The organism is Streptomyces sp. NPDC001406 (assembly GCF_042895285.1).
In the GTDB taxonomy this organism is placed as follows: Bacteria; Actinomycetota; Actinomycetes; order Streptomycetales; family Streptomycetaceae; genus Streptomyces.
This window is the reverse complement of record NZ_JBIAWG010000022.1, coordinates 1-16,235: the sequence shown is the minus strand read 5'-3', so window position 1 is coordinate 16,235 and position 16,235 is coordinate 1. Positions and strand designations below refer to the sequence as shown.

Annotated in this window: 5 protein-coding genes; 2 read left to right on the top strand and 3 right to left on the bottom strand. The window is 70.4% G+C overall.

The window, feature by feature from the left end; all coding sequences use genetic code 11:
• Positions 1-4 precede the first annotated feature (4 nt).
• From ACFY1J_RS39375 to ACFY1J_RS39365, 3 genes are all read right to left on the bottom strand, one after another.
• The gene (locus tag ACFY1J_RS39375; protein ID WP_390732910.1) at positions 5-6,871 is read right to left on the bottom strand and encodes an RHS repeat-associated core domain-containing protein; all 6,867 of its coding nucleotides are present in this window, start codon (positions 6,869-6,871) and stop codon (positions 5-7) included.
• Between the two features lie 52 nt (positions 6,872-6,923).
• Positions 6,924-11,303, bottom strand: coding sequence for a LamG domain-containing protein (locus tag ACFY1J_RS39370; RefSeq protein WP_390732909.1), 4,380 nt, complete (start codon positions 11,301-11,303; stop codon positions 6,924-6,926).
• Positions 11,304-11,509: 206 nt separating this feature from the next.
• Positions 11,510-14,128 (bottom strand): glycosyltransferase family 1 protein, encoded by a 2,619-nt coding sequence (locus tag ACFY1J_RS39365; RefSeq protein ID WP_390732908.1) that lies wholly within the window; start codon positions 14,126-14,128, stop codon positions 11,510-11,512.
• A 278-nt stretch (positions 14,129-14,406) separates the two neighbouring features.
• Between ACFY1J_RS39365 and ACFY1J_RS39360 the strand changes: the two genes are divergently transcribed.
• Entirely contained in the window at positions 14,407-15,609 is a 1,203-nt protein-coding gene (locus ACFY1J_RS39360) for a S8 family peptidase (RefSeq protein ID WP_390712028.1), read from the top strand.
• Between the two features lie 216 nt (positions 15,610-15,825).
• On the top strand, positions 15,826-16,235 hold a 410-nt coding region (locus ACFY1J_RS39355; protein ID WP_390732907.1), incomplete at its 3' end, for a maltotransferase domain-containing protein.

Below are 16,235 nucleotides of genomic sequence, written 5' to 3'. Positions count from 1 at the left end.
TTCATCAGGAGCATCCGAGTGGCTTCTCCCAGTCTTCTGGTGCACGCGCGTCACCCCCGTTCGGCGAGTTGATGTGCGGTGTCTCCACCACTGTGCCATCCGCGTTCGTGTGGGCCGGTCCCTCCAGGTCGAACCTCTTAACGAGTTCGAACGGGGCCGGGTTACGAGGGTTCGACTGCGGCGCCCACTCCGCGTACTTCTTGATCTGTCCCGTCCCGCCATGGCGCACGAACGTGGTGTGCGGTCCTTCGGCGTTGTAGTTGGGCCGCTGGCCGGGCTTCCGCCCCATGTTGTGGACCAGAACGCCCACATCGCCCGTCACGACGTAGTAGTCGTGCACCTCGTCGACCGTGAGGTCGTGCGTGCGGTGGAGCTCCGTCCAGTGGGAGACCGCGGTGATCCGAACGCGGGTGCCCGTGCTCGTGCGCAGGCCCTCGCCCGGCTTCAGCTCGCCGGCCTGGATCCAGGCGTGGAGCTCCGGAACCCAGAAGGGGTGCGTGTCCGTGGCGGTGAGCATGGACGTGGTCATGCCGTACTTGCCGGTCGCGACCGTCAGGGTCGTGAAGTCCTTGTCGTCCTCCGTGGTGATGGTGGCGACGACCTTCTTCGTCGACGTCTTGCCGGTCTCCGGATCGGTGACCACGACCTCGTCACCGGTTCTGACGTCCTCGATGTTCTCGACGGAGCCGTCCGCCATGAGGACCTTGGTGCCCGGCAGGAAGCTGTGCTTGACGGGGCAGACCTTGCCGACGTCCTCGGCGGCCTCCTCCGCCTCCTGCATGATCTTGCGGGCCCACTTCTGTTCCTTGCGGAACTTCATGGCGGCCTTGGAGAGCTTCCAGGCGCCCTTGATCAGTTCGGCGCCCTTCTTGAACATCGTGCCCCACGGGATGGCGTCGATGAGCAGGCTCACGCAGCTGGAGACACCGCCGTTGAGACAGCCCGTGAAGTCGTCCCAGCCGATGAAGGACTTGAAGACCTCCCAGCCGACGTTCTTGGCCACGTCCATCAGGCTGGTCTTCTGGATCTTCTTGGCCTTGGCGACGTCCTGGTTGTTCACGTGGCCGCCGACGGAGCCACCGCCGCCACCACCGCCGTTGCCGTTGCCGCCACCGCCCTGGTACTCGGGGCACTTCGGGTTGGTCAGGCTCGGGCAGTAACCGCCGGTCGGCTTCTGCGGGTGGCACATCTCCGGGACGACGTCGCAATGGGTCGTGCCGTTGGGGTCGCTCAGGGTGACCGGGTTGTTGTCGCTGTAGGCGTACCCGTTGAACGACTGCGGGTCGTCCATGTTCATGAGCGGGTCGACGCTGATGAACCGGCCGAGGGACTCGTCGTACTCGCGGGCCCCGAGGTGGGTCAGCCCGGTCGCGGTGTCCTGCGTGCCGCCGACGAAGCCCTCCGTGCCCGGCCAGGCGGCCGGCTTGGTGCCGCGCAGTGTGCCGAAGGGGGTCGTGCGGCGCTGCTGGAGCGCCTGGGTCGCGGCGTCCACGGACAGCTGGCCGGTGCCCTGGTGGTCCGCAACGCTGAAGGAGACCTTGTTGTCGTCGCCGCGGACCGCCTCGACGCCGTTGCCGAGGTCGTAGTACCGCGTGCACTTGGCCTTCGTGGCGCCCTTGGCGAGCGTGATCTCGCTGCTGCCGAGGTAGAGCGTGGTCTCGGTCGGGGTGCGCTGGACGAGCCGGTTGCCGTCCACGTCGTACAGGTACGTCGTGGTCTTCGTGCCCCCGTTGCCGTCGGGCTCGGAGACCTTGGCCAGGTGTCCCTCGGCGTCCCAGTCCAGGGTCTGGGTGTTGCCGCCGATGGTGCGGGTGTGGGTGTTGCCGATCTCGTCGTAGCTGTAGGAGTCCCGCGAGGTGTTGCCGCTGGGGCCGGTGGTGTCCACCTGGGTCAGCGTGTGCGCCTGGGTGGTGCCGGCGGGCGGGTAGCTGTAGGCGTGCTTGACGTCCTTGGCGGTGTCACCGCTCGGGTCGTGCACCACCTCGGTGGCCCGGTTGCCCTCCGAGGCGCCGCTCGCCGTCCTGTCGTAGGTGTACGAGCGCCAGTACGGAGCCGGTCCGCCGAGCAGCGAGGTCGAGGGGGCCGCGGCGCAGTCGGTGGTGCCCTGCGCCCAGGCCTCGGTCAGGCGCTGGAGGTAGTCGTACTGGAAGCACTGGTTGTCGGTGCCGTCACGGGAGACGTCCGAGATGGAGAGGATGTCGCCGGACTCGTCGTACCCGTAGGTGGTGGAGCGGTCGACGCCGGAGACGCCCTCGCGGTCCACCCGGGACGTCTTCAGGCGCTGGGTGCCCCATTCGTAGGTGCTGGACAACCAGGTCTTCTTGCCGCCGGTGGTGGCGGTCTCGACCTGCTCAGGCTTGCCGGTGAAGCTGTAGTCGACGTTGGTCAGGTAGGTGCTGGTGCCGGTCGCCGTGATCTGGCGGTGGGTGTCGTCGTAGCCGTAGGTGAAGGACTCACCGGGCAGCGAGCCGGCCGCCGGATAGCTGACGCCCTTGACCGTGCCGTCCAGGTTGTAGCTGGTGTCCTGCTGGTACGAGCCCTGCAGCGCGCCCTCGGACGCGGGGATCGTGGTCGTGGTGCGGGTCGGCCGGTACAGGCCGTCGTAGGCGTTGACCGTGGTCGTGTACTCGTTGGTGCCGTCGTAGCGGGTCCAGGAGCCCAGTTGGCCCTTGGCGTTGGTGACGGTGTCGTAGGTCCACTTGGCCAGCAGCGGACCGCTCGCGCCGCCGGAACGCTCCTCGGTCTTGCGGCCGAGGTCGTCGTAGGCGTAGGCGAGGGTGACCTTGCCGGCGTCCTTGGTGCGGTCGTCCTTGACGGTGAGCAGGTTGCCCCGGTCGTCGTACGTGGAGACCGTGGTGCCCTTGTCGGGGTCGGTCGCCCGGATCGTGCGGCCGAGCAGGTCGTACTCGTCGGTCCACTTGTTGCCGGCCGGGTCGATGACCTTGGACAGCTTTCCGGCGGGCGTGTACTCGTAGGCGGTCACGTCGTGGTCGCCGGTGGGCGTGTTGCCGTGGTACTGCCACAGCTCACTGGTCCGGCCACGGGCGTCGCTGATCGTCGTGGTGGCCGGCTGCCCCTTGGGCGGGGTGACCGTCACCCGGTCGCCGCCGTACGCGGTCGTCGTGGTCGACAGCACCGTGCCGCCGTCGCCGTTGCCGGCGACCTCCTTGCGCTGCGTCTCACGGCCCAGCCCGTCGTAGGAGAACCAGGTCTGGGTCTCCACGGCGAGCGCGTTGTCCAGGACCAGCGGGGTCGTGGACGGCGGCGAGGTGTTGTAGTGGCTCGCGAAGGTCTTCGCGGTCAGGCCGCGGGCGTCGTAGAAGGTGTCGGTGAGCAGCCGGCCGCCGGCCGGGCCAGGGTCCTGCGTCTGGGTGGGCCGCAGGAAGCCGTCGTACAGGTCGTACGAGGTCTCCTGGGTGCCGTCGTTCTTCAGGGTCCTGGTGCCGACGGCGGGTGCCTTGGCGTCGGCGATCGTGTAGCTGAACTCGTAGTTGGGGGTCTGGCTGCCGGCCTTGGATCGGTTGGGCAGCCAGACCTTCAGGGAGCGGCCGAGGCCGTCGTAGGTGTAGTCGATGCGCTTGCCGTTGGTGTCCACCACCGCCGTCGTCTCGCCGCGCAGCGGGTCCACCGAGGTGGTGACGGACTGTGCGGTGGTGCTGTCCCCGGTCCTGGCCGGCGGGCCCGTGACCTTGTAGCCGGTCGGGATGCCGGTGGTGGGGGTGTAGACGGTCGTCGTGGTGTGGCCGTCGCTGCGCGCGGTGCGGGTCAGCTTGCCGGCCGAGTCGACCTTCACGTCCGCGGTGATGTCGGTCGTGCTGACCGCGCGGCCGTAGGTGTCGTAGCCGGTGCCCTTCTCCAGGTAGGTCGCGGTGCTGCCGTCGTGCTTGGTCAGCGTCGCGGTGTAGCGGGCCTCGCCCTTGGTGGGCGCCGCGCCGTAGTCGGTGCCGTCGTAGGCGGTACGGACGTCGGAGATGACCTGCTTGTCCCGCTGCGGGGTGGTCTCGCACTTGACGGAGACCGTCTCCACCCGGGAGACCAGCGAGTAGATGTTGGCCGAGGGGTTGTCCGCGTAGGTGGTGCGGGTGCATTGGTCGTCGGTGCTGTCACCGGTCTGCCCGAGGTCGTTCACCTGGGTGGCGCGGCCGGTGGCGTCGTCGAAGGTGGTGTAGCTGGTGGTCTCCCGCCACTTGGCGCCCGCGCCGTCGTCCAGCGAGGTGTAGGTGTGCGTCCAGTCCGTGCCGGAGTGGTTGGCGGTCGAGGTGCCCCAGGAGCGGGTGCGCCTGGCGGTCTCGTGGAACCAGCCGTGGTTGACGGCCTTGTTCAGCAGCCTGCCGCCCGGACCCGAGTAGTTCTCCGTCCGGTACTCGAATCCGGCCAGGGCCTCCCAGTCGGCGATGGTGGCGCCCTCCCCGTCGTCCAGGGTGACGTCCTTGGTGCCGCCGTCCTTGTTCAGCCGGTCGCCGTTCATGCCGCGCAGGAAGTAGTGGTCGGCCTGTGTGGTCATGCCGGAGGTGCCGCCGGACTCGACGCGCACATGCCGGTAGCCGCGCCACTGCGACCAGGTCTTGTACTTCTCCTTGGTCAGGCCCTCGTCGTCGTCGTAGTGCCAGGCCGCGCCGTCCAGGTAGGAGTACTCGGTGACCGAGTCGGGCGACTGGCCGGTGCGGTCGGTCTGGGTCACCGACGTCACCACGTACTTGTTGAACCACTGCAGGCTCGGGTCGACGTCGCCGGAGGCCGTGTAGTACTGCGGATAGCAGCGGGTGGTGTTGGTCTCCGGAGTCGGCAGGCTGTCCCAGGAGCAGGCGGCCGCCGAGTAGTTGACGGATATCTGGCCGCCGGACTCGTCCGAGATGTTCGACACGCGCGCCTTGATGAAGGGCGCGGTGCCGTCGCCGGTCCTGTCGAGGCGGTTGGCGTCCTGGTGGTAGGTGAAGGTGACCTTCGGCAGGGTGACGGCGGGGGTGGCCGACTTGCCCGTGTGCTGGATGGAGTCCAGCAGCAACTGGTAGTCGATGTCGGCCTGGCCCCAGCGCTGGGTCAGGTCCCAGGAGTCGACGTCACCGTACGTGCCGTCGGACTTGAGGAGCTGTGTGGTGACGTTCGCCAGCCGCTTGCGGGTCCAGAACGTGGGCGCGTACTGGCCCGTGCAGTCCGTGCCGGCCTTGCAGTTCTGGTCCCAGGGCGTGTCGTACCAGTAGAAGGACTTGTCGTCGATCGTGTCCGCCGCGCAGGTCACCCCGGTCTCGGGGATGCACCGCTCGGTGGAGGTGAACTCGACCTTGCCGAGCGCCTTGGCGGAGTAGACGGTGTCGCTGCGCAGGCCGTACTCGATGCGGTCGAGGCTGCCGCCGCGGACGTACGGCGTGTCGTCGGCGGCCTTGAGGGCGCGGCCGTAGCTGTTGGTCTCCTGGTCGTAGTAGTACGCCATGGCGTTGCCGTTGGGGTCCACGACGTAGTCGAGGTTCCAGCGCCAGGCCTGCTGGCACCAGGAGTCGGCGAAGGTGCTCGCGTGGCAGGGCTCGCCCGCGTCGTCGCCGTAGACCGGCACCGTCCAGGTGGAGTCCGTGGTCTCCTTGCCCGAGGCCCAGCCGGGCAGCTTGTTGTAGCCGAAGAAGTACTGGGTGCCGTCGGTCGTGGTGACCTTCCAGTACTCCTGGTTGTTGTCACCGTTGTCACGCGCGTCCGACGAACTGCCGGTCAGCCGCTCGACGCGGGTGCCGTCGTCGTTCTTCAGGTGCCACTTGCCGTCGGAGTCCTGGATCAGCTCGCCGCCGTGGCCGTTGAAGCTGAGCGTGGCGTTGTCGTAGCCCCAGCACAGGTCGCCGGGCTTGTTGCCGTCGACCTTGACGCCGTCGTCGTCGCAGGACTTGTACGAGCGCTCGATCGAGCCCGGCCACAGGTCGAAGCCGTCACCGACCCAGGAGGACTGGTTGTTGCTGGTGGTGGTGCGGCCGTCGATGGAGCCCGACGAATAGGTCAGGCCCACGTTCGGGACGAGGCTGCCGGGCACGTCCGGCACGTCCATGTCGTACGACCAGGAGAAGTCCCCGGTGTTGAGCGAGGTCTGCCAGGTCGCGGACGGGGACAGGGCGGTCGCCGTGTAGTCGCCCTGGCTGCCGGAGGCGGCCGCGGTGACCGCGAGGACGGTCGCCGAGGACGCCGCCGCGAGCGCGGTCCTCCCGGCCGGCTTGGCGGGTACGGTCACCGTGTCCGCCGTCAGGGTGCGGTGCTCGGTGTCGTTGACGGCGGCGAGCGGAGTCGCCGTACGGCAGGACGCCTTGTCCGGGGTGGTCAGGGCACAGGCGGGCAGCCGCACCAGGTGCAGCCGGGAGCCGTAGCCGCCGCCGTACGCCTCGGCGAAGCGGGCGTAGTCGACCTGGAGGCCGACCTTGCCCGCCCGGGTTCCGGCGTCGGCCCGGTCGACGGCGAGCAGCAGGCCGACTCCGGCGCGCCGGGCCGCCTTGCGGTCCAGGACGCGCACGCCGGCCTTGGTGACACGGTCGGCGGCTTTCACCGCGCTCTTCGGCGCGCGCACGGACAGGGGCAGCCGGCCGAACCGGTTCCCGGCGGCAAGGCCCTTGGCCGTGGTGCGCGCGGCGGGCACCGCGGCGGTCGCCGTCCCGGAGGCCGGCCAGGCCGCCGCCGGCTCACCCTTCGGGGTGAGCGGCGACGTGTCCTGCTTGCGCGGCTTCACCTTGCGGCCGTGCCCGGTGACGGGCTTGTCCGCCTGGTGCACGGTGGGCCGTCCCGCGCTGGGGTCCGCGGCGGCGGACTGGCCGGTCACCACCTGGATCAGGGCGCCGACCAGCGTGGCCGACACCGTCAGCGCCGTCCGTCTGCGGACGCGCTGCCACGGCTTCCCGTTCACTTCCCCACCCCTCGTCGACTTCGCTCTGCCGCCGTGCACACGCTCGCCGCCGTCATCCCGCGGTCCCGCTGCCGGGCACCGCGGTCGGCAGGTCGGCCGTGCCGAGCGACAGTTGCTGGATCTGGTCCTGGTCGAGCGCGCCCTGGAACGCCCACACGTCGTCGATGGCACCGGACCAGTTGTCGCCCCAGGTGCCGGCGGTCTTCGCGCGGCCCAGCTGGAACGTCTTCGCGGCGTTGAAGCCGACCGTGTCGTCGGACCAGGAGACGTGGTCGGTGCAGGCCGGGTCGTCCTTGGTGCCGTCCGCGTCGTCGTCGGCGCAGACGAACTGCTCCAGCTGGCCGTTGACGTAGAGCTTCATCGTGTCGGCGAACGCGTCGTAGACCAGGGCGAGATGGTTCCAGCCGTTGGCGCTGTAGTCGTCGAAGAGCGTGCTCTGCGCCGTCGACTCCTTCGCCGAGGTGGTGTCCGCGTCCGGCATGGTGATCCGCCAGCGGCCGGTGGTGACCGGCGTCGACGGGTCACCGTCGTCCGGACCCGGCTCGTAGCCGAGGACGAAGGCGCTGTTGACCGAGCCCTCCTGGCTGAGCACCGCGCCCGGCTGCTGCGGGCGTCCGGCCGACGCCTGGGCCCAGGCCGTGACGGTGAAGCTCTGGCTCGTGTCGATCGGGACCGAGCCGGTGGCCGCGTAGTCGTTGGTGCCGTCCAGGACGAGCGCCCCGGAGTCCACCCAGCCGCTGCCGGCGGCCGCCCCGTTGTAGAGGGTGACCGGGCGGTTGCCGGTGGAGGCGTCCGGCGAGGTGACCGGGGTGCCGGTGGCGGCGTCCAGCTTCCAGCGGCCCTTGACCACCGGGTGCTGCTTGAACAGGTTCTTCACCTCGTCGCCCGAGATCACCCGGTCGTACATGCGGACGTCGTCCATGTCGCCCCGGAAGAACCCGGTCGGAGCGGCGGCGCCGTTGCCCGCCGCGCCGAGCGTGACATGGCCGGTGGCCAGCCACGGCGTGGTGAACGCGGTGGTCGCCTTGAGCACGCCGTTGACGTACAGCCGCAGCACCTGCGCGTCGGAGTCGTAGACGCCGACCACATGGCTCCACTCGCCGAGGTTGGCCGCGGCGCAGTTGGTGTTCGCCGGGCAGGCGTTCTCCTGGGCGCGCACCACGGTGGCGTCGGCCGTGTCCGCGGTCTCCCGCATGAAGACCCAGCCGCCCAGCGCCGTGGAGTGGTACAGCTCGAACCCGCGGGCGTTGGTGCCGCTCTGGGTGATCGTCGTCATGGCGCGGGCTTCCTTGTCCTTCGGCAGCCTGGCCCACATCGACACCGAGAAGCTGTTGCTGGTGTTCAGCAGCGGCTGGCCGGTCTCGGCGTAGTCGTCGGTGCCGTCGAAGGTGAGCGCCGTGCCGTCCGCGCCCGTGCCGCCGAGGGCGGCTCCGCCGTGCAGGTCGGCCGCGAGCGACTGGGCCCGGCCGGTCAGCACCGCCTGGTCCGCCGACTCGTCCAGCGGGAAGACTGCCTTCGCGGGCCGGCCACCGCTCTGTACGGGCTTCTTGGCGGCCAGCGTGGAGACCTGGCTGTCGGACAGCTGGTAGTCGAACATCTCGATCTCGTCCAGGTCACCGGGGAAGAACCCGTGCAGCTGCCCGTAGTTGCGGGCGACACCGATCAGCACCGGTCCCCGCGCGTCCCACGGACTGGTGTAGTCACTGGTGGCGACGAGCGAGCCGTTGACGTACAGCTTGAGCTTGCCGCTCGGGCCGTTGTAGGCGCCGACCAGGTGGGTCCAGGTGCCCAGACGGCCGGCCACGCAGGCGGTGTCGCCGGCCGCGCAGGCGGGCTGCGACGCGCGGACCACGCCGGTGCCGGAGGCGTCGACGGTGTCGCGCAGGAAGACCCAGCCGTGCGAGGCGCTGGAGTAGTACAGCTCGAAGCCGCTGTTGTTGGTGCCGGCCTGGGAGAGCACGGTGACGGCGCCGCCGGGTTCGGTAGCGGGCAGCTTCGCCCACGCCGACACGGTGAAGCTGTTGGACGTGTTGAGCACCGGGGACTGGGTGGCGGCGTAGTCGTCGGTGCCGTCCAGGTGCAGGCCGGTGCCGGTGACGCCCTCACCGCCTGCCTTGGCGCCGCCGGCCAGCGTGGCCTCGATGGCGCCGCCCTGACCGCCGACCGCGCCGCTGCCGGACGGCTCGTCCAGCTGCCAGGACATGCGCTCGGGCTGTCCGGCGCGCACCCGGAAGTAGTAGGTGCCGATGCTGCTGCCGTTGCCGGCGGCGTCGAAGGCCTGCGCGGTGATGTAGTTGACGCCGGACTTCGTCGGCATGAACTTCATCGTCTTGGCGCCGCCGCCCGAGGTGATCAGCGTGTTGGCGCTGCTGGGCGGGCCGTTGACACCGAACCAGTACTTGGTGACGTCGGTCGCGGTGGAGTCGATGGTGAAGGTGCCGTACCGGCCCACGCCGTCCAGCCAGGGGTCGTCGGGGTTCTCCGGGTCCGACTCCGTGTACTGCGCCGAGGCGATCGACGGCTCGGCGGGCACGCTGGTGTCGTAGAGCACCGCGCAGTCCGTGGCGGAACCCTCGTAGGACCACGGCGACCACTGGGCGCCGTCGTACGAGCGCGCGTGCCAGCCGATCTTGGTGTTCTTGGGGATGCTCGACGGCAGGGTCACCGAGAAGGACGAGCCGGAGCTCTTGTACTTCGACAGGGACGAGGTCCAGCGGGGGGACCAGCCCTTGCTGTCCCCGTTGTCCCAGGAGGCCTGGAATTGCACCGCGATGTCGTCCTTGTCGGGGTCGCTCACCCCATCGGCGCGCAGCGTCGGCAGGATCCGCGCCCGCTTGACGGTGGACGAGCAGTCACCCCCGGGCTTCTGGCTGAGCTGGGACATCCTGATCTGGCCGGGCGGCCGGTTGTACTGCACCCGCAGCCAGGCGTCGTCGGCGAACCGCTTCCAGGCGTACGGGTCGGTCTCGCTCCTGGCCCGCAGTCCGAACGTGGTGGTCGCCCAGCCGTTGGCTGCCGCCTGCTGGACCGCGCGCAGCGCCCAGAACTCCACGTTGCCGCCGGGGCAGTCGCCGCTCCAGCCCTTGGCCTCGCTGCGCGTCTGCAGCAGGTCGGTCCAGAAGGCATCGTTGTCCTGGGAGTTCCAGGTCGTCGACTTCGAGATGCCCTTGGTGCGGTAGAGCTGTACGTCCGTCTTGTCGCAGCTGTAGGAGTGGGTCTCCTTCACCACGAACTCGGCCGACAGGATGGACTTGCCGATGAACCTCGACGTGGGCACGGCGTAGAAGAGCCGCTTGACGTCCTGGGGCGCGCAGCGCGCGTCGCCCGCGCAGTAGCCCATGCCGGCGTCGGAGTCGCCGTTGAAGCGCCACTGCGGGGATGACGCCCAGTACTTCGACACCATCGTCCAGTTGCCCGCGCCGGGCGAGTACCACTGGGGGTCGATGTAGACGGGGTAGGTGGCGTTCTTCAGCAGCTTCTGGTCCGGGGTCAGGACGAGGTGGCCGCCGTGGGACGGCACGTCCACGCCGAGGGGGGCGACCTTGGCGGACTCGCCGGGACCGGGGAGCTCGCCGGTGGCGGGGCGGGAGCCGGTCAGGGCGCCGCGGGCGGCCGCCTTGGTGCGGCCGCCCTTGCTGGAGTCCCACATCAGGGGCTTGGGCGCCTCGAACACCGTGCCTCCGGCGGCGGAGTCGAGCGCGGCCAGGCTGCCGTCGGCGCCCTCGCGCACGGTCATGCCGTCCGCGTTCATGGCCAGCTTCAGCCGGGCGAGCTTCGGGTTGGCCGCCGCCTTGGCCGACTTGACGACCAGCACCTGCGAGATGCCGTCGACGTCCGCGCGTACCCGCAGGTCGACGTCCGGCAGGACCGAGCGGTAGGTGGCGGTGGAGCCGTCGAGCACGGGCTCGGGCAGTGCGGTGGGCCAGGACAGGGCGAGCGTGCGGCCGGCCTGGTCCAGTTTGATCAGTGGCTGGTCACCGCCACCGGAGAACGCGATCGCGACGGCCGTGGCCCCCGGGGTCACCGTGCCGTCGGACCGGCGGTGCAGCGTGGTGTCGATGTCCTTCCAGGCGCCGCCCACCCGCGTCCGCACGGGACGCATGTGCTCGTCCGCCTCCAGCGTGCCGTCGGGCCGTGCGAAGACCTCGCTGGTCTCGCTGCGCAGCGCGGTGACCTCGACCCGCTTGCCGGAACGCTTCGCCCGAGCCAGCGCCGCGTCCTCCGCGCCGCCCGCGCCCCCGTTCCCGTTGCCGTCCCCGTCCCCGTTCCCGTCTCCGGCGGAACTGCCGGCCGTCTTCGTGGCGGCGCCGGACGCCGCGTGCGCGGCCGCCGCCACGGGTGACGCAGTGAGCAGTCCGGCGACCAGAAGCACTCCGAGCGATGCCCCAAGGCCGCGCACCGACCGGCGTCCGGACAGACGTCTCCCCTTCACGATCCCTCCCCCGTTACCTCGCGTGTCACTCACGACACGGACGGCTCGGGAATCTATGGGGAGCGTGCAGCGGCGTCCAGAGCGGCCAAACCGGTCAAACGATCATGGGCTTCCCATGGGGCCGCAAAGCCAAGAGGGTGATTAACGACACAGATGAACGTTCAATGTTGACTCGGCGGACTCCAGGAATCCGCCGAGCCACATCACTAGCGCATCAGGACTCCCGCGCCCTCCACGACCTCATCCGACGGCACCGCGACCAGACCCAACTCGGCACCGGACGCGAGCAGTTGGTGAGCGGGGAGGATGCGGACCGTATAGCCGTAGGGGCCGGTGCGGTCGAGGGACAGCGGGCCCTCGTAGACCCAGCGGCCCTCCAGGTCGGCGCCTCCCGCCGGCTTCAGCGGGACCGTCTCCGCATCGGTGATGCGGTCCTCCGAGTCGACGCGGCCGGAGACCACCTGCACCTCGACGTCGTCCGGGCCGAGTTCGCCGAGGCCGACACGGACCCGCAGCCCCAGCGTCGTGCCCAGCTCCGCCGTGGCCATGGCCGCCGTCGTCTCCACGTGGTCGACCGTCACCCCGTGCCACGCGGCGCGCACCCGGGACTTCCAGCGGGCCAGTTCGCCCGCCGAGTCCGGGGTCAGCGCCCGGTTGGCCTGGGCGGCGGGGGTGTAGAGACGCTCGACGTACTCCCGGACCATGCGGCCCGCCAGCACCTTCGGACCGAGCAGCGTCAGCGTCTGGCGGACCATCTCGATCCAGCGGTCGGGCAGGCCCGCCTGGCCGCTCTCGTAGAAGCGGGGGGTCACCCGCTGTTCGAGGAGGTCGTACAGGGCGGCGGCCTCGATGTCGTCGCGGTGGTCGGGGTCCGTGCCCGCACCGTCCGCCGTCGGGATCGCCCAGCCGAAGTCCGGCTGGAACCACTCGTCCCACCAGCCGTCCAGGACGGAGAGATTGAGACAGCCGTTGAGCGCCGCCTTCATACCGGAGGTCCCGCAGGCTTCCAGCGGGCGCAGGGGGTTGTTCAGCCAGATGTCGCAGCCGGGGTAGAGCTTCTGCGCCATCGCCATGCCGTAGTCCGGCAGGAAGACGATGCGGTGGCGGACCCGCGGGTCGTCGGCGAAGCGGACCAGCTCCTGGACGAGCCGCTTGCCGCCGTCGTCCGCGGGGTGCGCCTTGCCCGCGACCACGATCTGGATCGGGCGTTCGGGGTGCAGCAGCAGGTCCATCAGCCGGTCGCGGTCGCGCAGCATGAGCGTCAGGCGCTTGTACGACGGGACCCGGCGGGCGAACCCGATGGTCAGCACGTCGGGGTCCAGGACGCCGTCGATCCAGCCCAACTCGGCCGTCCCCGCGCCGCGTTGCCGCCAGGAGGCGCGCAGCCGCTGCCGTACCTCCACGACCAGCTGCTCGCGCAGATTGCGCCGCAGCTCCCAGATCTCCTGGTCCGGGATGCCCGCGACCACGTCCCAGCGCTCCGCGCCACCGGCCGACAGCTCGTCCTCGGCACGCTCGGCACCGAGCTGGCGTGCGCCGAGGCTGAACACCTCCGGGGCGACCCAGGTGGGGGCGTGCACACCGTTGGTGACGGAGGTGATCGGGACTTCGTCGGGGTCGAATCCCGGCCACAGTCCCGAGAACATCTCACGGCTGACGTTCCCGTGCAGCAGGGAGACGCCGTTGGCGCGCTGGGCCAGCCTGAGGCCCATCACGGCCATGTTGAAGAGGTTGGGCTCGCCGCCCGGGTAGGTCTCCATGCCGAGCCGCAGGATGTGCTCGACGTCGATGCGCGGCAGTTCGGCGTCGGGGCCGAAGTGGCGGGCGACCAGCTCCCGGTCGAAGCGGTCGATGCCGGCCGGGACGGGCGTGTGCGTGGTGAACACCGTTCCGGCCCGGACGGCTTCCAGTCCCGCGTCGAAGTCCAGTCCCTGGTCGCAGAGTTCGGCGATGCGCTCTAGGCCGAGGAAGCCGGCGTGCCCCTCGTTGGTGTGGAAGACCTCGGGCTCCGGGTGGCCGGTGAGCCGGCAGTACGTCCGTACGGCCCGCACTCCTCCTATGCCGAGCAGCATCTCCTGCAGCAGCCGGTGCTCGCTGCCGCCGCCGTAGAGCCGGTCGGTGACGCCGCGTTCGCCGAGGTCGTTCTCCTCGACGTCCGAGTCCAGCATCAGCAGCGGCACGCGGCCGACCTGGGCGAGCCAGATCCGGGCATGCAGTTGCCGGCCGCCGGGCAGGGCGAGGGAGACCTGGGCGGGGGTGCCGTCGGCGTCCTTCAGGAACGCCACCGGCAGCTCGTTGGGGTCGAGCACCGGGTAGTGCTCCTGCTGCCAGCCGTCCCGGGACAGGGTCTGCCGGAAGTAGCCGTGCCGGTAGAGGAGGCCGACCCCGATCAGCGGTACGCCGAGGTCGCTGGCGGCCTTCAGATGGTCACCGGCGAGGATGCCGAGGCCGCCGGAGTACTGGGGCAGGGCGGCCGTGATGCCGAACTCCGGGGAGAAGTAGGCGACGGCGGCGGGCAGTTCGGCGGACTGGGTCTGGTACCAGCGGTCGCCGGTCACATAGTCGGCCAGGTCGTCCGCGACCGCGGTCAGGCGGCGCAGGAAACGGCGGTCCTCGGCGAGCTCGGCGAGCCGCCCGGGGCGCACACTGCCCAGCAGGCGGACCGGGTCGCCCTCCGAGGCGGCCCAGCGTTCGGGGTCGACGGACTGGAAGAGTTCGCGCGTTTCCGTATGCCAGGACCAGCGCAGATTGCGCGCCAGATCGCTCAGCGGCCGGAGGGGTTCGGGGAGCACGGGACGGACGGTGAACCGGCGGATCGCCTTCACAAGCCACCTCGGCGCGTTCGCTGGATGGACGCACGGCACTGTGCGTCCGGTCACACAGCACGGTACCGGTGTTGCCCTGAGCCCCGCTGGGGCCTTCGCCGTCAAACTCGCCGTCAAACTTCACGCTCGAACGTGACCCTCGAACTTGGCCCTCGAACACCGGAACGACCCAGCGGCGCGAACCGGTGATATGGCCGATTCTGCGCACCCAGGCGTCCTTGTGGCGCTCCGCCGCGCACGAGACGCTGCCACTGGAGTTGAGGAGGGGAACTCGGACCATGGCACGGACGCGAACCGGGCGTCTGCGCCGGGCGGGAGGCCTGACCGCGGCCGTCACGGCCGCGGTGCTCTCGGCCGCCACCCTGCCCGCGCACGCCGCACCGGAGGGGAACATACTCGGCGCCGACGAGCCCGGCTCCGTCGGCGGAAGCTATCTGGTGACCCTGAGAAAGGGGATCGAGGCCCCGTCGGACGAGGGAAAGAGCCTCGCCGCGAAGTACGGGGTCGAAATAAGCCATACCTACGGCAGTGTCCTCAACGGCTATGCCGTCAAGGCCAATGAGAGACAGGCGAGGCTGCTCGCGGCCGACTCCCGGGTCGCCTCGGTCGCCCAGGACGGCCGCGTGGCACTCGACCGCACCCAGAAGAGTCCGCCGTCCTGGGGCCTGGACCGCATGGACCAGCGGAACCTGCCGCTCGACAGGCGCTACGCCTGGCCGGACTCCGCAGGCGCCGGAGTGACGGTGTACGTGATCGACACCGGCATCCGGATCACCCACCACGACTTCGGCGGACGGGCGAGCTACGGCTGGGACTTCGTCGACGGTGACCGGAGCGCCGGGGACGGCAACGGGCACGGCACCCATGTCGCCGGGACCATCGCCGGAACGCGGTACGGCGTCGCCAAGAAGGCCGAGGTCGTCGCCGTACGCGTGCTGGACGACGCGGGCTCGGGCACCATCGCGCGGGTCATCGCCGGCATCGACTGGGTGACCCGGCACGCGCACCGGCCCGCGGTCGCCAACCTCAGCCTGGGCGGCAGCCACAGCGACCAGCTCGACGCCGCCGTACGCGCCTCCATCGCATCCGGCGTCACCTACACCGTCGCGGCGGGCAACGACGGTCTTCCGGCCGGTCTCTGCTCGCCCGCGGACGTGCCGGAGGCGATCACCGTCGGCGCCACGGACCGGACGGACACGCGGGCCGCCTTCTCCAACTTCGGTGCCGCGCTGGACCTGTTCGCGCCGGGTGTCTCGATCACCTCGGCGTCTCGGACGAGCGACACCGGGCGGGCGACCTACTCCGGTACGTCGATGGCGGCCCCGCACGCCGCGGGCGCGGCCGCCCTCTATCTGGCCGAGCACCGCAGAGCCGGCCCCGCTCAGGTCGCCAGGGCCCTGGTGGGGCACGCGGTGACCGGCAAGGTGTCCGGTGCGGGACTCGGCTCCCCGGACAAACTCCTGCAAGCTCCGCCGCCGTGATGGCAGAGTGTCGCCGCCGGCCCCGTTCGCACCGGACGGGGCCGGTCTTGTGCGCCGACATACGCGTGAGTAGTTAACAAAGTGCCGGATTGCTCACCCGAATAGGGTGGGAAGGCTCCTCCGGTACACCCCGCAGAAGCACCACGGATACACCTGCAGGACCCACCTCCCCACATCCATCCGCCCACACCCACGTTGACGCGGACAGGAGCGGTCATGCCCGCCAAGCACCACTCGTCAGTACCCCCGACAAGCAGCAGAAACAGCTCGAAGGGCACTGCCGGCGCGGCCGCCGGCACAGCGGCCGCCCTGCCCCCGCCCGTACGCCCGGCCGACTCCGGCCCCCCGTCGCGGGAGCGGTCCTTCGCGGGCGGGACCACCATGACCGGCCGCATACCCGTCCTCGACGTCCGCCCGGTCGTCCAGCGCGGATCCAGGCCCGCCAAGGCGGTCACTGGAGAGACGTTCGAGGTTTCGGCCACGGTGTTCCGTGAGGGTCACGACGCCGTGGCCGCCAATGTCGTACTGCGGGACCCCGAGGGCCGCCCCGGCCCGTGGACGCCGATGCGTGAACTCGCCCCGGGCACCGACCGCTGGGGCGCGGAGGTCACCGCGGGCGAGCCCGG

Bases quoted from the DNA above. Each gene is read 5' to 3' on its own strand.
- ACFY1J_RS39360 (WP_390712028.1), top strand. From the start codon at position 14,407: ATGGCACGGACGCGAACCGGGCGTCTGCGCCGGGCGGGAGGCCTGACC.